Origin of the sequence: Bacteroides sp. OM05-10AA, from assembly GCF_003439055.1 — a bacterium.
Lineage (GTDB): Bacteria > Bacteroidota > Bacteroidia > Bacteroidales > Bacteroidaceae > Bacteroides > Bacteroides intestinigallinarum.
Genome location: NZ_QSUR01000003.1, coordinates 134,628 through 152,933, shown reverse-complemented (window position 1 = coordinate 152,933; position 18,306 = coordinate 134,628). Strand labels below are relative to the sequence as shown.

At 42.2% G+C, this 18,306-nt stretch carries 13 protein-coding genes and 1 pseudogene; 7 read left to right on the top strand and 7 right to left on the bottom strand.

Annotated features, from left to right (window positions below; all coding sequences use genetic code 11):
- Nucleotides 1-82 precede the first annotated feature (82 nt).
- From DXB58_RS03285 to bioD, 4 genes are all read left to right on the top strand, one after another.
- Complete coding sequence (locus DXB58_RS03285) at nt 83-1,237, top strand: 8-amino-7-oxononanoate synthase (protein ID WP_122135896.1); 1,155 nt, start codon at nt 83-85, stop codon at nt 1,235-1,237.
- Entirely contained in the window at nt 1,234-1,884 is a 651-nt protein-coding gene (locus tag DXB58_RS03280; RefSeq protein WP_122135895.1) for a DUF452 family protein, read from the top strand. Before DXB58_RS03285 ends, DXB58_RS03280 begins: the two co-directional genes overlap by 4 nt.
- An 82-nt stretch (nt 1,885-1,966) precedes the next feature.
- Complete coding sequence (gene bioC, locus DXB58_RS03275) at nt 1,967-2,809, top strand: malonyl-ACP O-methyltransferase BioC (RefSeq protein ID WP_122135894.1); 843 nt, start codon at nt 1,967-1,969, stop codon at nt 2,807-2,809.
- On the top strand, nt 2,806-3,459 hold the full coding sequence (bioD, locus tag DXB58_RS03270) for a dethiobiotin synthase (protein WP_122135893.1): 654 nt from the start codon (nt 2,806-2,808) through the stop codon (nt 3,457-3,459). The genes bioC and bioD overlap by 4 nt, the downstream gene beginning before the upstream one ends.
- 108 nt (nt 3,460-3,567) lie before the next feature.
- Here the strand turns inward: bioD and DXB58_RS03265 are convergent, their stop codons facing one another.
- The 4 genes from DXB58_RS03265 to DXB58_RS03250 form a co-directional block, all read right to left on the bottom strand.
- Nucleotides 3,568-5,925 carry a PAS domain-containing protein gene (locus DXB58_RS03265; RefSeq protein ID WP_074557983.1) on the bottom strand — a complete coding sequence of 786 codons (2,358 nt, stop codon included), beginning with the start codon at nt 5,923-5,925 and terminating at the stop codon, nt 3,568-3,570.
- A gap of 88 nt (nt 5,926-6,013) precedes the next feature.
- Nucleotides 6,014-6,538 carry a biotin/lipoyl-containing protein gene (locus tag DXB58_RS03260; protein ID WP_004297139.1) on the bottom strand — a complete coding sequence of 175 codons (525 nt, stop codon included), beginning with the start codon at nt 6,536-6,538 and terminating at the stop codon, nt 6,014-6,016.
- Nucleotides 6,539-6,582: 44 nt separating this feature from the next.
- Nucleotides 6,583-8,094, bottom strand: a complete 1,512-nt coding sequence (gene accC / locus DXB58_RS03255) for an acetyl-CoA carboxylase biotin carboxylase subunit (protein ID WP_074557985.1) — start codon at nt 8,092-8,094, stop codon at nt 6,583-6,585.
- A gap of 41 nt (nt 8,095-8,135) precedes the next feature.
- Nucleotides 8,136-9,680, bottom strand: coding sequence for an acyl-CoA carboxylase subunit beta (locus DXB58_RS03250; RefSeq protein WP_122135892.1), 1,545 nt, complete (start codon nt 9,678-9,680; stop codon nt 8,136-8,138).
- A gap of 249 nt (nt 9,681-9,929) precedes the next feature.
- On the opposite strand from DXB58_RS03250, the gene DXB58_RS03245 reads away from it, so the two are divergent.
- From DXB58_RS03245 to DXB58_RS03235, 3 genes are all read left to right on the top strand, one after another.
- Complete coding sequence (locus tag DXB58_RS03245; protein WP_099147611.1) at nt 9,930-10,517, top strand: DUF3575 domain-containing protein; 588 nt, start codon at nt 9,930-9,932, stop codon at nt 10,515-10,517.
- Between the two features lie 24 nt (nt 10,518-10,541).
- Complete coding sequence (locus DXB58_RS03240; protein WP_122135979.1) at nt 10,542-11,993, top strand: DUF3868 domain-containing protein; 1,452 nt, start codon at nt 10,542-10,544, stop codon at nt 11,991-11,993.
- 92 nt (nt 11,994-12,085) lie between these two features.
- Nucleotides 12,086-13,585, top strand: coding sequence for an L-lactate permease (locus DXB58_RS03235; protein ID WP_099147612.1), 1,500 nt, complete (start codon nt 12,086-12,088; stop codon nt 13,583-13,585).
- 956 nt (nt 13,586-14,541) lie between these two features.
- Here the strand turns inward: DXB58_RS03235 and DXB58_RS03230 are convergent.
- From DXB58_RS03230 to DXB58_RS03220, 3 genes and pseudogenes are all read right to left on the bottom strand, one after another.
- Nucleotides 14,542-15,651 (bottom strand): annotated as a pseudogene (locus DXB58_RS03230) (AAA family ATPase).
- Between the two features lie 2 nt (nt 15,652-15,653).
- Nucleotides 15,654-16,361, bottom strand: coding sequence for an RNA ligase family protein (locus DXB58_RS03225; RefSeq protein ID WP_122135891.1), 708 nt, complete (start codon nt 16,359-16,361; stop codon nt 15,654-15,656).
- 41 nt (nt 16,362-16,402) lie between these two features.
- Complete coding sequence (locus DXB58_RS03220) at nt 16,403-17,800, bottom strand: RtcB family protein (RefSeq protein ID WP_122135890.1); 1,398 nt, start codon at nt 17,798-17,800, stop codon at nt 16,403-16,405.
- Between the last annotated feature and the right edge of the window lie 506 nt (nt 17,801-18,306).

The following is an 18,306-nucleotide window of genomic DNA, read 5'->3' as shown; positions in this document are numbered from 1 at the left end:
CTGATGATAAACATCTTATAAACAACTGATTACATTTTCAATCATTCATATATCAAATACTGATTACTTAAAACAATAATTCATGACATTAGAGTATATAAACCAGAAACTCCAGACCTTGAAAGAGAGAAAGAATTACCGTTCTCTCCCACCGCTAATCCACGAGGGCCGAGATATTCTGCTGAACGGACAACGAATGTTGAACCTATCTTCTAATGATTATCTCGGACTGGCCAATGACATCTCATTGAGGGAGGAATTCTTAAAGACACTCACTCCCGAAACATTCCTGCCTACCTCCTCTTCTTCCCGGTTATTGACCGGTAATTTTAGTGACTATCAGAAGCTGGAACAACAGCTAGCCACCATGTTCGGAACGGAAAGTGCACTCATATTCAATAGTGGTTATCATGCCAATACAGGAATACTTCCTGCCATTTGCAATACTCACACACTGATTCTTGCTGACAAGCTGGTACATGCAAGCCTAATAGACGGAATTAAATTATCATCAGCTAAATGTATCCGGTATCGTCACAATGATATTTCCCAGTTGCAACGACTGATTGCTGAAAATCATAACGCTTATGAGCAGATTATTATTGTTACCGAAAGTATCTTCAGCATGGATGGCGATGAAGCTGATCTTCGCGCTCTCATTCTGCTCAAAAAGAGTTATTCCCATGTTCTTCTTTATGTAGATGAGGCTCATGCTTTTGGTGTACGGGGAGAAAAGGGATTAGGATGTGCTGAAGAACAGGACTGTATCAACGATATAGACTTTCTGGTAGGAACATTCGGTAAAGCCATTGCTTCGGCAGGAGCTTATATTGTCTGCCGACAACTCATTCGGGAATATCTCATCAATAAAATGCGTACGTTTATATTCACCACTGCACTCCCTCCTATCAATATTCAGTGGACTTCATGGGTATTAGAACACCTTTCAGCTTTACAACATAAAAGAACTCACCTGCTACAAATCAGTGAAAAGCTAAAGGTAGCCCTTACAGACAAAGGATATAATTGCCCATCGGTGAGCCATATTGTACCTATGATTATAGGAGCCAGTGAAGATACCATATTAAAAGCAGAAGAACTCCAACGCAAAGGATTCTATGCGTTGCCCGTCCGTCCGCCTACCGTACCCGACGGAACTTCACGCATCCGTTTCTCACTGACAGCGGACATCACAGAACATGAAATTGACCAACTCATCAAACTGATAAACGAATGAAGCAGCATTTTATCATAAAGAATAATCAGAAGCATCTATTGCTTTTCTTCGCCGGTTGGGGAATGGACGAAACTCCTTTCCTGACCATTCATCCTGCTAATAAGGACTGGATGATTTGCTATGACTACCGTTCATTAACATTTGATGCCAGTTTATTGGAAACCTATTCCCAGATTACACTCATCGCCTGGTCGATGGGAGTCTGGGCAGCTTCGCAAATCATGAAGCAGTATCCACATTTGCCTGTCTCCCAACGTATCGCCATCAACGGTACCCTCTATCCCATACACGAAACCAAAGGTATTGCTCCCTCTATTTTCGATGGTACACTCCAAGGATTGAACGAACAAACCTTGCAGAAATTTCAAAGAAGAATGTGTGGTTCAATAGCTGACTATAAAGCTTTTCAAACCGTATCCCCCCAACGTCCGGTTGAAGAACTTAAAGAAGAACTTGCCGCCATACAACAACAATATTTATCATTGCCTCCCTCTGATTTTAAATGGCAAAAAGCTATCATAGGAAAAGGCGACCGCATTTTCCTCCCGGATAACCAATATTTGGCATGGGAAAACCAAGTGGACTCTCTTGAACAAGTGGAAGCGGCACATTACCAACAGGAGCTTTTTAATACAATACTCATGTAGCCGGAGACTGATGCATCCATCATTTTAGAATAAAGTAATTATCATACCATCAGTATATCAGCATATTAAATAAAGATTGATTATGAATAAACGACTAATCGCAGAACGTTTTTCAAAAGCTATCACTACCTATCCAAAGGAAGCAAACGTGCAACGGCAAATAGCAGATAAAATGATTCGTTTGCTTGCGAAACACATATCTTCTCCCTGCTCGAAAGTGATTGAATTTGGCTGCGGAACCGGTATTTACTCCCGTATGCTGCTCCAAACCCTCCATCCGGAAGAGTTATTACTCAATGACCTTTGCCCTGATATGAAATATTGCTGCGAAGACTTATTAGAGAAGAAGCAAGTTTCTTTTCTTCCGGGAGATGCCGAGACAGTCTCTTTCCCCGCCGAAAGCACACTGATTACTTCCTGCTCCGCCCTGCAATGGTTCGAGTCACCGGAAAACTTCTTCGAAAGGTGTAATACCCTGCTCGATAATCAGGGTTATTTCGCTTTTAGCACTTTTGGAAAAGAAAACATGAAAGAAATACGTGAACTTACCGGCAACGGACTTCCTTATCGTTCACGGGAAGAGCTTGAAGCAGCTTTGTCACCCCATTTTGACATACTATATTCAGAAGAAGAGCTTATCCCGCTTTCGTTCGAAGACCCGATAAAAGTGCTATATCACTTGAAGCAAACCGGAGTCAATGGTTTATCAACGCAATCCTCTCCTGCCGGAAAACAAGAGAACGATTTGTGTTCATCAGACGACAATTCAAAAAATAATTCTAAGAACAATCTTCCCCAACAGCAGTGGACTCGTCGTGACTTGCAACTCTTCTGTGAACGTTACACGCAGGAATTTACTCAGGGCACTTCTGTGTCCTTAACATATCACCCTATTTATATCATCGCAAAAAAGAAAAAAGTATGAAACAGAATGTATATTTCGTAAGCGGTATCGATACGGATGCCGGAAAGAGCTATGCCACCGGCTTTCTAGCCCGTGAATGGAACAAGAACGGCCATCGCACCATCACCCAGAAATTTATTCAAACGGGAAATGTAGGTCATTCCGAAGATATTGACCTACACCGGCAAATCATGGGAATCCCTTTCACCAAAGAAGACCAAGAGGGACTAACCATGCCGGAGATTTTCTCTTATCCCGCCTCTCCGCATCTTGCTTCCCAGCTGGATAACCGTCCCATCGACTTTAATAAAATAAAACGTGCAACCGAAGAATTGAGTGAACGGTATGACTCTGTTTTACTCGAAGGAGCAGGCGGCCTTATGGTTCCTCTGACTACCGAACTCTTGACCATTGACTACATTGCTCAAGAGAAATATCCACTTATCTTTGTTACTTCGGGCAAACTGGGGAGCATCAACCATACCCTGCTTAGTCTCGAAGCAATACAAAAACGCGGCATTATACTAGATACCGTATTATATAATTTATACCCTACCGTAGAAGACAAAACGATTCAGAATGATACAATGGAATTTATCCGGACCTGGCTGAAAAAGTATTTTCCGGAAACGAAGTTTATACTGGTTCCGGAAATAAAAAAGAATCTATAGAAAAGCAATCACCGACTACTTTCACTCGACAACAATCGTACTCTTTTGTGGATTATGGCTATCATAAGTAACTTTCACCGGATACATATAGCCATAATCCTTTATTTTTTAAACAGTAGTCGAATATTTATCCAAAGCCTTTCTCAATGATCTTTCCGAAATTGGTTTAGTCACATAATCGTTACACCCCATCTCTAAGGCCTGTTCCTTATCAGTCCCGAAAGCATAAGCGGTCAAGGCGATGATAGGAATCTCTTTAGAATAAGAGCGGATAATGTGGGTTGCTTCCAGTCCATCCATACGCGGCATTTTTACATCCATCAGGATTAAATCCGGTTGGTACTGCTTATACATTTCGATAGCTTCCACTCCGTCTTTAGCCCAAAGCAATGTATATTCCCTGCCAATCAGATTCTTCAGCAAGATGAAATTGCTCTCTACATCTTCTGCTACCAGAATCTTCTTAATCTGTTGTACACGATTGACAGTATTTCCTTTAGATTCCACCTTTGTCTCTTTGAAGAATTTACCGAGTTCTCCGGTTTCTTCATAAGGAATTGTGAAGTAGAAGGTAGAGCCTTTACCCAGTTCGGAAGTCACCCCGATTTCTCCACCGATCTTTTCGATAATCATTTGACAGATAGAGAGCCCTAATCCTGTCCCTTGCGCAAAAGAGTTCAGTTTGACAAAACGTTCGAAGATACGATCCACCTTTTCCGGTTCTATTCCTATTCCTGTATCTTTCACATACACACGAATAGCTTTATCCATCCGTTCAAAGCCAAATCGAATTTCCCCCTCATAGGTAAACTTACTCGCATTAGTCAGGAAATTCGTTATCACCTGCATGATGCGGTTCTGATCTCCCTCAATGAGCAAATCCTCCTCTTCATTGTCCAAAACAAGAGTTACCCCTTCTTTCACACGTTCTTTATGAACAGCATAAATTGTCCGGCAAACCTCTCCCAGATTCATTGGACGTTTGATATATTCAAGTGTTCCAGCCTCTATCTTCGATAAATCCAGAATATCATTAATCAATTGCAACAAGATATCCGAGTTCTGATTGATAATACCCGAATAGAGCTTTTTTTCTTCAGCAGTTTCGGCAGAAGGCAATAATTGGGAGAATCCTACAATAGCATTCAACGGAGTCCGGATCTCATGGCTCATGTTAGCAAGAAAAGCACTTTTCAATCTATCGGATTGCTCCGCTTTAATTCTTGCCTTGATTAGTTCCTGCTCAATATTCTGAAGATTAGTAATATCCCACGAAATGCCAATCAGCAAAGGTTTACGTCCCTCCATCGGTACGAGTGCTTTCAAAGTCTGCACGATACGCGCTTCTCCATTAGCGGACAGATAAGTTTCCTGCATATCAATACGCTTATGAGTCTGGAGTAATTCCAAATCATCCTTACGGAATTTCTCCGCGTCTCCGTGCACCGGAAATATCTCATAATCCGTATGCCCGATAGCTTTAGATGCCGGAATACCCGAATGATCGGCAAATGCCTTATTCCAATATAAATATCTAAGATCATCTTCCGGATCTTTCACAAACAAATAGACCGGAATATTATTTAAAATGCCATCTAATAACAGATTCAGTTCACGGAGTTCATCGCGTTTCTTGATAACATCGGTAATGTCCTGCGTAAAGAACCAGGTGAGTTCCTGATTATTTTCACGAATCAGGAAAGTAGATACCTGATGTACTCTCTCCTTCGTATGCCCGTAAGGTATATAAGCCGCCCGATAAGCCAGACTTCCTTCATGATCGCGTATCACTTGGAGCTTTTGTTCCCATGCCTCCTTGTCGGTCATAGAGACACGCAAATCATATATTTTTTGTGTACCCAACTCCTGCGTTACACCGTATTCTTCTATAAATTGCTTATTTGCATAAACCAGCGTTCCATCTTCCGCCACAGCAAGAATACTGTCACTCACCTTATCAAGCACACTTTTAAAAACTTCCAATTGTCTTTGGGTAGCCACTCGTTCCGTTATATCACGACACATAATCAGCACGTATTCCTCATCCAACGGAAAAATACGGTTCTCATAATAATGGCGTTCACCATTAAAATCCAGTTCGTGATGTGCAGTTGAAACAGTTCCGGTGGTGATAGCCTGACGCATATTGGAGTGAATATTCTGATACGCTTCCGGTGGAACCATATCCTGCATGCGCATCCCTCTAAAATCCTTGTTTGATATTCCTACATGGTTGGTTTCTTCATTGGAAACAACTTCAATGCCTACCTCACTCTGATTGAAGACAGTCAGCATATCGGGAAGAGAGTCTAGTATTCTAACAGCATATTTCTCTTTAAAACTAACAGGACGATCGCTATGCTTCTCATCCCTAAGAACAGAAAGTTCTTTTCTAAGCTGCTCGTTTTCTTTTTTAAGTGCTTCTAACTGTTCTAGTAATGCTTCTTTGCTTTGTTCGATGCTCATGATGTAACGGGGTAAATACGTACTTATCTGCCAAAAGTAAATATTTTTTTGAATAAAAGCATGTATTTACCCCGTTTTTTTCAAAGAATTACTCAATTACCATAATCCTGTCGTTCAATCCCACCTTCATGCCATCTTCCACGAATACTTCTTTCACAACTCCATCCGTCACCGAACGTATCTCATTCTCCATTTTCATCGCCACCAATACACAAAGCGGATCACCCCGCTTCACGAGATCTCCCTTCTTTACATACGTCTTCAGGATAACTCCCGGCATCGGTGCCTGTACCACCTGACGCCCTACGGATTCAGCAGCAGTGCGGGCATTATGTATCTTCTCCATTTCTCCCTGCAATTCAATCTGATAAAGCTCCCCTTTATTCATAATCGTATACGAATTATTGGAAGAAGGAGAAATCTGCACTCCATGCGAATGATGATCGATGATGATCGAATGGATAGAGTCGCCACCCATGTTATAATCGACCTCATATATCTTACCATTGACTGCAATCTTCTTGATTGGTCCGTCCTCCAGAATCTCCACCTTATATTCACTGTCCGGCATATCCTGGAGCTTGGCGTAATATGTAGCTAATGTTGTACCCATAACCAATTCCGTTATTTTTTAATTTTTAATTCTCAATTTTCAATTTAATAATTATTAGCAGTCATCTGCAATTTACCGTAATACTTCCAGAGCGATTCGCCTACTACCGGAAGCGTAGTGGCACGGGAAGCCGCTTCTTTCTCCCTCTCGTAGTGTCTCACTGCGGCAGCAATGACAGCCACTGTCGGATCGGTATTCTGACGACGTTTCAGGTCTTCCTTATCAAAACGCGTATCGATAAATGTCGTATCGTATTCACCTTTCAGGAAAGCCGCATTCTTCAATACACGTTGATGAAAAGGAATCGTCGTTTTGATTCCCAGAATCTTATACTCGCGCAGAGCACGTGCCATATTAGAAATGGCCGAAGCACGGGTACGTCCCCAACAACAAAGCTTTGCAATCATCGGGTCATAATGCAAAGAGACTTCAAATCCCGCATAAGCGGCACTGTCAAGACGCAGGTTACGTCCCTCGGGAGCTTCACGGACAGTAATCACACCGGGAGAAGGCATGAAGTTATTCTCCGGATCTTCGGCGTAAATACGACATTCGATCGCTGCTCCGCTAAACTCAATATCATCCTGTTTATAAGGCAACGGATTTCCGGCAGCAACAGTTATCATATCCCGTACCAGATCAACACCTGTGCATTCCTCCGTCACAGGATGCTCCACCTGCAAACGGGTGTTCATCTCAAGAAAGTAAAAATTCTGGTCTTTATCCATCATAAACTCCAATGTCCCGGCACTGTAATAACCTATTTTCTTACAGGCTTCCACAGCTACCTTCAACATCTTCTTTCTCGTCTCCTCTTTCACAAAAGGAGAAGGACTTTCTTCTATCACCTTTTGGTTACGACGCTGAATGGAACATTCACGTTCATACAGATGAACGACATTCCCATACTTGTCTCCCATGATCTGAACTTCGATATGATGCGGATTCTCAATATATTTTTCAATATAAACCGCATCATTGCCAAAGGACGTCCCTGCTTCGGATTGCGACAAACGGAGAGCTGTTTCCACCTCTTCCTCCGTACGTACCAGACGCATACCTTTTCCTCCACCTCCCGCAAGTGCTTTCAGCATAATGGGATAGCCAACTTCATTAGCGACCTTCTTCACCTCATCAATGCCCTGTACGGGTGTTTCGGTTCCGGGCACAATGGGTAATCCTGCTTCCCGCATAATCTTACGGGCCTCCGTCTTGATTCCCATTTTGGAAATAATATCCGCACTCGGTCCGATAAAAATCACTCCTTCTTCTTCGCAACGGCGGGCAAAATCCGCATTCTCCGACAGGAAACCATATCCCGGATGAATAGCGGCTCCGGTCTTTTTGGCAATGGACAATATCAATTCCGGCTTCAGGTAAGAGGTATCTTCCGGCGAATTGGAAATGCAATAGGCTTCTTCTGCATAACGGACATGCAAAGCCCCGCGATCTACATGGGTATAAACAGCCACTGTCGAGATATTCATCACCCGGCAAGTCCGGAAGATGCGCATCGCTATCTCACCCCGATTGGCTACTAATATTTTCTTTATCATAATCTTTGATTCTTTTTAATAAACACTCACCTATCATCTACCTAAAGCGGAATATTCGAATGTTTCCTGGGAGGATTCGATTGCCGTTTGTTGGCAAGCATCTCGAAACTTCGAATCAACCGCAAACGGGTTACCGCCGGATCGATCACTTCATCCACATATCCCAGTTCCGCCGCCCGGTAAGGATTGGCAAACTTTCCGCGATAATCATCCTGAAGTTCTTTCCGTTTCTCTTCGGATTTCTCGGCTTTATCTATTTCCTTACGGAAAAGGATATTAACAGCTCCATCCGGTCCCATCACCGCGATTTCGGCAGTAGGGAAAGCAAGATTTACATCTCCACGGATATGCTTGGAACTCATCACATCGTAAGCACCACCGTATGCTTTGCGGGTGATAACCGTCACTTTCGGCACCGTAGCCTCGCAATAAGCATAAAGTAGCTTTGCCCCGTTACGGATAATTCCACCATATTCCTGGTCGACTCCCGGAAGGAATCCCGGCACATCTACCAGTGTCAGTAAAGGAATATTAAAAGCATCACAAAAGCGGACAAAACGGGCGGCTTTGATAGACGCATTGATATCCAGTGTGCCAGCAAGCACCAATGGCTGATTAGCCACCACTCCCACTGTTTTTCCATTCAGGCGGATATATCCCGTCACAATATTCGCAGCATATTCTGCCTGAAGCTCGAAGAAACTATTATCATCAGCTACCGCTTCTATCATCTCTTTTATATTATACGGCTGATTCGGATTGGACGGAATCAAATCTGCCAGTTCCGGAGTCAGGCGAGTCGGCGAATCGCTGGTCGCTACAAACGGAGGCTCTTCCATATTATTCCCCGGCAGATAGGAGATCAATTCACGAATATAATTGATGCACTCAATATCGTTCTCCGCAGAAAGATGGGCTACACCGGACTTTGTCATGTGCACGCCTACTCCACCGAGTTCTTCTTTTGTCACTTCTTCCTGTGTCACGCTTCTCACCACATCCGGTCCTGTAATAAACATATAGCCGGAGTTTTTCACCATCAGAATAAAATCGGTCAATGCAGGAGAATAAACAGCACCACCGGCACAAGGTCCCATGATCGCGCTAATCTGTGGAATCACTCCGGATGCCATAGAATTGCGCAGGAATATCTCGGCATATCCGGCCAAAGAACGTACTCCTTCCTGAATTCGTGCACCTCCCGAGTCATTCAATCCGATGATAGGCGCTCCCATCTGCATAGCCATGTCCATCACCTTGCAGATCTTCTTTGCATGCGTTTCCGAAAGAGCTCCTCCAAACACGGTAAAATCCTGTGCGAATACATAAACCAGGCGCTTGCCAATCATACCATATCCCGTCACAACCCCGTCTCCGGCAAATTTCTGCTTTTCCATACCGAAATCGGTACACCGATGGGTTACCAACTTATCCAGTTCGATAAACGAACCTTTCTCCAATAATAAATCGATGCGTTCACGGGCGGTCAGCTTGCCCACAGAATGTTGTTTTTCAATGCGAGCGTCTCCGCCGCCTTTTTCTGCTTTCCTGTTCAGTTCTTCCAGGTTGCTAATAAGCTCTTTCATAGGCTGTAATTATTAAAGTTGTATGTGTGTGTAAAAATAAACAGTAATAAATGAAATCATTGTCATATTGATTACACAAAAGTACTTTTATATAATGAACGCATCATGCGTGGAAATTGTTAGCATTTATGCCTTAAAACATCTTTATCCATTTATTTAGGGAGCTTTTTTTTGCAGGTTGCGACAACAAACTTCCATGCTTTTCTGTTTATCGCTTATCATTTTTAATAAAACCTATACCCTAACAAAATGAGAACAATTAAAATCTTATTAGCAGCCGGTTTCCTGCTCGTGTTCGGTACAAGTATTCATGCACAGGTACAACGGAATGAAACCTATCTACCCAAATTTGCCATCAAGACCAATGCTCTCTATTGGGCCACTTCTACGCCCAACTTAGGAATCGAAGTGGGACTGGCAAAGAAACTGACTCTCGACATATCCGGTAACTACAATCCGTGGAAGTTTGGTGACGACCGTCAAATCAAACATTGGCTCGTTCAGCCGGAATTACGCTATTGGCTCTGCGAACGTTTCAACGGAAGTTTCTTCGGTTTGCACGGACATTACGGAGAAATGAATGTCAGCAATCTGAATATATTCGGAATGGGACATGACCGTTACGACGGCAATCTGTACGGAGCCGGTATTTCCTACGGATACCAATGGATCATAAGCAAACGATGGAGTATGGAAGCTACCATCGGAGTGGGATACGCCCGTCTGGAATATGATAAGTATGCCCGTGGTGACGGAGGTGAAAAGCTGGGACATAACACCCGTAATTATTTCGGCCCGACCAAAGTCGGTCTTAGCTTCATTTATGTCATCAAATAATCGAACTTTCTAAAACTTACAATGATGAAAAGAAAACTTATTTATCTATTTATAGCTCTTGCAGCCACTATCCTGCCGGCTCATGCACAAAAATTCCTGAACGATGCGCTCACTCTCTCGAACGTATCTTTATGGCAACAAGGTAACTCTCTTTATGTCGGCATGACTTTCGACATGAAGAATCTGACAATAGGTTCCGCCCGAAGTTTAAGCCTTATTCCCCTGCTGACGGACGGACAGCATAATGTACCCTTACAAGAAATCATCGTCAATGGTAAAAGACGCGAAAAAGCATATATCCGCGGTCTGGCAATCACTAAACAAGAACCTACCGCCATTATCGTTCCTTATAATAAAAGGGAAACTTTTAATTATACGCAGGTGATTCCTTACAAACCCTGGATGGCTAATGCCAGTTTGCAACTTGTAGAGAATCTATGCGGATGCGGCAATTATCAGGAAATGAATGCACAGGAACTGATTACCAATGATGTATCTACTGAAGCCAAACGTTTAAGTGCCATGTCTCCTATCATTGCCTATATTCAGCCAACCGTAGAAGTGGTCAAAAACCGTAGCGAACAATATGAAGCTCATCTGGATTTTCCGGTCAACAAATCGGTGATCCTTACCGACTTCATGAACAATCATGCTGAATTGGTGAATATCCACGCCATGTTTGACAAAATACAGAATGACCGGAACCTGACTGTGAAAGGTATCAGTATCGAAGGTTTCGCCTCGCCGGAAGGACCTCTTGCCTTCAATGAACAGCTTTCCAAAAAACGTGCGGAAGCTTTGAAGGATTATCTGGTTAAGAACGAAAAAGTGTCTTCCAAACTATATAAAGTGACTTTCGGTGGAGAAAACTGGGATGGATTGGTAAAAGCACTCCAATCTTCTTCGATGAAGGAGAAGGAAACATTCCTGAACATCATCAAAAATACAACTGACGATGCCAAACGTAAACAGGAAATCATGCGTGTAGGCGGCGGAGCTCCTTACCGTAGTATGCTGAAAGAGATTTATCCGGGATTGCGTAAAGTGAACTGCAAGATTGACTATACCGTTGTCAATTTCGATGTTGAACAAGGCCGTATCATTATCCGGGAAAATCCGAAATATCTTAGTCTGAACGAAATGTATCAGGTGGCCAACAGTTATCCGAAAGGCAGCAAGGATTTTATTAATGTATTCGATATTGCTGTGCGCATGTATCCTACTGACGCCGTAGCTAACCTGAACGCAGGAGCCGTCGCATTATCACAAAAGGATTTGGATGCAGCAGTGAAGTTTATGGAGAAAGCCGATCACAATACCGCCGAATTCATAAACAATACCGGAGTCTACAATTTCCTTAACGGAGACATTAACCGTGCCATGGCTGCATTCGAGCAAGCAGCAAAGCTAGGTAATGAAGCTGCCCTTGCCAACTTAAAACAATTACAACAAATTTTAAGTGTGAAGATGAAATAAACAGAAAAATCTATTTATTCAACCGACCAAAGTGGGGCGTTCGTTTGTTATATCAATAATAAACGACGTTCCACTTTTTAAATCTGATAATTATGACCTTGATCCTTGCTGTTATTCCGGTGTTACTGTTGATTATACTGATGGCATTTTTTAAAATGTCAGGTGATAAAAGTAGTATCATTTCTCTGATTGTGACGATGCTGATTGCTCTTTTCGGCTTTGCTTTCTCGGTAGACAATCTGTTTTACTCCTTTTTATATGGAGCATTAAAAGCTGTCTCTCCTATCTTAATCATTATTTTGATGGCTATTTTCAGTTATAATGTATTGCTGAAAACTGAAAAGATGGAGATTATTAAACAGCAATTCGCTTCTATTTCTACCGATAAAAGTATTCAGGTGTTATTACTGACTTGGGGATTCGGAGGTCTATTGGAAGCTATGGCCGGCTTCGGAACAGCAGTAGCTATTCCGGCGGCAATTCTTATCAGTCTGGGATTCAAGCCTATCTTTTCGGCAACGGTGAGTCTGATTGCCAATAGTGTAGCTACTGCTTTCGGAGCAATCGGAACTCCGGTATTAGTATTGGCCAAAGAAACGAATTTGGACGTATTGCATCTTAGTACGAATGTCGTATTGCAATTATCCGTTTTAATGTTCCTGATTCCGCTGGTTCTACTTTTCCTTACTGACTCCAAACTTAAATCGCTCCCGAAAAATATATTCCTGGCTTTATTGGTAGGTGGAGTCTCTTTAGCCAGCCAATATGTGGCAGCAAAATATATGGGTGCTGAATCTCCGGCCATAATCGGCAGTATTCTTTCTATTATCGTAATCGTTGTTTATGGAAAACTTACTGCATCCAAAGAAGAGAAAGCACGAAAAAGTCATCTGAAAACGAAAGATATATTAAATGCATGGAGCATTTATTTACTGATTCTGTTTCTGATTATCCTGACCAGTCCGCTCTTTCCGGGATTGCGTCATACTTTAGAGAACAATTGGATTACGAGAATCAGTCTGCCTATCAATGCGTCCACCGTCAATTATACTATTTCCTGGCTGACTCACGCCGGAGTATTGCTTTTCATCGGTACTTTTATCGGTGGATTGATTCAGGGGGCTAAAGTAAAAGATCTGTTCATCGTTCTTTGGAATACCGTGAAGCAGTTGAAGAAAACATTCATTACGGTTATCTGCCTCGTGGGGTTATCTACTATTATGGATAGTTCCGGAATGATCGCTGTGATTGCCACAGCACTGGCTACGGCTACCGGAAGTTTGTATCCGTTATTTGCTCCGGTTATCGGTTGTCTGGGAACATTTATCACCGGAAGCGATACATCTTCCAACATCCTTTTCGGAAAGTTGCAAGCAAGTGTGGCAGGACAGATTCATGTTAGTCCGGATTGGCTGTCTGCGGCAAATACAGTAGGTGCCACAGGTGGTAAGATTATCTCCCCGCAAAGTATTGCTATTGCTACTTCTGCCGGAAACCAACAAGGAAAAGAAGGTGAAATACTGAAAGCGGCTATTCCGTATGCATTAGTATATGTAGCGATTACCGGAATTATTGTTTATATTTTCAGTTAATTCCCCCAAAATAGAAGAAGATAATAGCACCGTTAACAAAGCGCGATAATGATTGACAATATTTCCGTTTAGCCATTAGATAGCAAAGCATTTAGCTCATTTTCGTACTGATTTGAACACCAATAAAAACTATAACTCTCTGCCACATTTTTGTCTTTTATTCAAGTATTATACGGGGGAAAACAAAAATGTGGCAGTGCTTATAATCAATGACTTGGTTCTAAAAAAGCGTAGAAATAAGAGAAGTTTACAGAAAACGTATATAGAGTTTTTGCTTTTTGGAGAAGATAAAATGCACTTTCTTTTTAATCATTTGAGTTTTAATGTATTGGATGTATCGTTTTATCCTTTTCATCACACTTCGGTCTCAACGCATCCATTTCTTTGTTGTCGGTAAAGATATCTTTTAGATAATCACTGTTTGCTTGCAGTTGAGTAATTTACCGAATGGACAAGTGCTACTTAGCTGTTGCACAAGTGTAGATGAGTAGTTACTCAAGTACAACAGATTAACTTATACGGATGAATTAGCTAAAAGATAAGGAGAAATTAGTAATAGATGCAATATAACTTATTATATCTTCTGCATAATATAACTAAAACATCCAGTCGCTCGTGATAAGTTGTAAAGGTGGAAAAGTATTAATACTCTATCGCTAGGATATTAATACCTGAATTGTCGGGTATATATACCCAACACATTGGACATATATATCCAACACGCTGCGCATATATACCCTATATATTGGATATATATATCCAATAATCTATATGAAAGACATTTTCAGAAGTTTAGTGTTGAGTTTATTGCTATAAGCTCTAAATTATCTAGATTTTCTTTCTTCTTTTTGATTTATATTCTATCTTTACAATGCTCTTTATCAAAGTTCACAGCAGGAGAACCTGCTGTATCAATGTGGCAGGCTTTTTTATGTTTGTCCCATTTTTCTAGTTACTTATACCACATGATATACGACTTCATGCGCTTCCGCCAGTTGAGGAACCTCCAGTTTATCCAACATTTTATCTAAAACAGATTCAGGAAGTGCATATTCCCTGCTTTTATTTTGTTGACGCCAAATGTGGTATGGTTGTTCCAGATAGACTATCTTTACTTTTGCACCATAATCAACAAACAAATCAATCAATTGAGCACGCATCTGACGAGTTATGTTAGTAGCATTCCAAACAAAGTCCTGACCTTTGCGGAGATACGTTCTGGCTTACTCTTTCGCTGTTTGCACTACCCATCCATTCGCAGACTTATCCGTAGGACTCAATTTGTGTTTTCGACGAATGACGTCCAAACTCACCACAGGAACATCTATGCCAGCAGATTGAATATAATAATCCTTCCCCATTCCCGGAAGTCCTGACAACATCGTCACTTCACATTTAAACTGTTCGTGAGGGACATAATCAATATAACTGTCTTCAGTATGGAAGTAATGAAAACGTGCATAATCAGTGGCAAATTCTCTTGGTTTCTTCCAACAATCCTGTTCACGGCAGAAAATCTCAAACAGTTCCAGTGCTTCCAGCAGTTCATTCTTATCTTCACAAATGCGTCCTCTGATATCAGCATCGGCCAACATCTTTAGCAATGAAGTATCTACCCGTAAAGAAGCTTCACAGAGTTTCTTCACAGAGTCAGGCTTCTCCATCAGCCAAACAGGTAATCCATGGTACCGGACTAAAGATGCAATCTGTTCCCGGATATGGAATGGAGCAGGACAATCCCGGTATAAAATAGTGCGGACAGTGTACTCTCCTTTTCTGGCATGTCCTTTAGCAGATACCCGCCCCTCTCCTTCATCCACGGAAGTTGAACGTTTTTCAACATCATGCAACAAGGCAGATGTCCAAATAAGTTCTTTCTCCAAAGTAGAAAGAGAATGATAAGCGGAAGACTGCTGCAATGCCTCCAACACCATACGGGTATGTTCGGCTACACTGCCCTCGACATGATAACGAATATCCTGCTGAACAGTATTCATTTCGCGCACCCACTCGAACTGTTGTTCGAGTGAGCACCACGATTTATCTTCTATCAATTTCCAATTCATCTTTATTCCTCCTTTTCATTATTAAATTCCCAAACAAGCGGGGCACGCTTCCAGTTACGTGTCCAATGCTCGTCTGTTTTAACATGTCCTTTCCGCACATACTTAAATACATTATGTGCAAATTCGCTTACCGGATATTCTCCGACATTGCGGCTGACTACTCCCTCACGGGTACAAACCTCTTTCGTCCACGGATCACAAGAGCCGAAGATAGCCGGTTCTTGTGACATACGGATGATTTCCTGTTTTAATAGTTCCGGTGTCAAACCGGAAACAGGCTCTATCTTCAACTCCGGAACAGTAGGAAAGTCGAATAAAGCTGCATAAAACTTTACTTCTTCCCACGACAGCCACTGATCCATACAGCGGACTGCAAAAACATAAAAATGCGTTTCTAATCGCTGATATTCTATGGAATGTACGGCATATAGATTCTCTCCAAAGATTTCTATATCACCCAAATCATTCTTTATCAATTCCCAACGCTCACGCAGTTGCCTCGTCCAGGGTGAAGTAGTAGGAGCAACATGCGAACGGGCAAAAACACCCCACTGACTTAAACAATTATTCTCTCCATCCAGCTTCTCGGTATGCACCAATGTCCGAATCCGTTGGATGTCCTCCCAATACGTATGGTTAATCCGGTCGTCACTAGTCGTTCCGGGAGAGAACGGATAGTGATAAGTGCGACCATATTTCTCTGATATCATTTTCTTCTTTTTTCAATTAAATACTAATTTCTTTCATCGCATCACTCCTTATTCATTCGAACGATGCGAGGCATAAATTTACCCTGCACTTCCACCAGCGTTTCCTGTGTATACATCACTCTGTCAATATCCTTATATGCCAGTGGCATTTCTTCCACGCTCCCACCAATCAAAGTCACTCCCGCCTGCGACAGTAGTTTCTTCAAAGCCGATTGCGTAAAACTATCTTTTGCCTTCTGGCGGGACATCGCCCTGCCGGCTCCATGAGAAGCCGAATTTAAAGCAGCTTCCATCCCTTTGCCACAAACCAGATAACCTGCAGTAGCCATGCTACCGGGAATCAATCCCGCTTGTCCTTTCTGTGCCGGAGTAGCCCCTTTACGATGCACGATTGCCATACGCCCCGGTGCTATTTCCTCTCTCCAAGCGAAGTTATGATGGTTGTTGACATTAGCAAGCGGCTTCAACCCTAATGCTTTCGCCAAATTCAAATGAATCCGCTCATGACAAGCACGGGCATAATCGCCTGCCAGATTCATACTCATCCAATACTCCTGCCCCGCTTCAGTGTTTAAATCCAGCCAGGCAAAATGCTGTGCTTCACGGGGAAGCCTGCACACTTCACGTGCCAACAGGCTGTAATGTTTGGCAATGGCAGCTCCCAATCCTCGTGAACCGGAATGTGACAACAATGCCAGATAATTTCCTTCCGGAAGATTCAACACGTTATTTTTTTGCAGAGCGATCTCGCCGAACTCTACAAAATGATTGCCACCACCGGAACTCCCCAGTTGACGTACTGCCTTTCCATGCAAATCTCTCAACAAAGGCGTCAAACGGAATTCTTCCCTATCCAACACCTCATGTTCCTGCTCAAAAACCAATCCGCCATCCATACCGAAATGGGTAAAATCTTTCAAGGCTTCTTTCATCTGATAGATATATCGTTTCAAGAAGTCGGCGCTGGCATCAAATACCGTCAGGCTCATCCGACAACCGATATCAACGCCTACGGCATACGGAATCACTACATTATCCGTAGCAAGCACTCCACCGATAGGTAACCCGTATCCGGCATGAGCGTCAGGCATCAATGCTCCGGCCACCGTTACAGGTAAGCGCATAGCCAGGTTCATCTGTTGTTTGGCAAGCGTTTCGATAAATTTACCTCCATAGGTTTTATACATCAACGGCTCATCCAATAAATCATAAGCTATAAACTCTTTTGCTATGATAGTAGGCGAAAGGCGTTCGGCCAGCTTATTCCAAGTTTCATTATTTTTGTAAGATTCGGGATGCTCGAGTATATCGCTCAATGTCATTTCAATCTGTTCTTTAGTGTCGTATTTGCAATGTTTGCTCACAATGTCCACTACCAGACTACGGGCAACATTATCCCGGTATCCCAGTTTGCTTAAATCTTTTAATCGTATTCCCATACTCTTTTTTCGTTCGCATACAGCATTCCCTGTCGGCCTCACCGGCAGACAACAATGCAATACACGTGATACCAATGCTTTGGATATGGATATGAAATACCTCACCACCGCATTGAAGTGATTAATTTAAAATATAAAAAGTGATTGCAGGACTAATCAACGATTACCGCTTGTTAGTAGAATTGCGGTCAATATAAGAACCATAGGTTCAGTGTAAAAACAATAAGTTGCAAAGCCTCATCCTCCCGACGAGACAACTTAGTCCTAATTTGAAAATATTATAGCTCCAACATAATTAATACCCTTTCCATCTGTTTTTAAAGGGTGAATACTCATTTTATCGCGGCAAAAGTAGTGCTTATTTTTATTTCCTCCAAAGAATAATAGACAAATTTTAGCGTTCGGTAACTATCCGAGGGAAGTTTTGCCAAGAGTTTCTGTCAAATTGCTATTTTTTACTCCCTTTATATCCCCTATCTTTGCAACAGAGAAAACAAAAAGAAAGA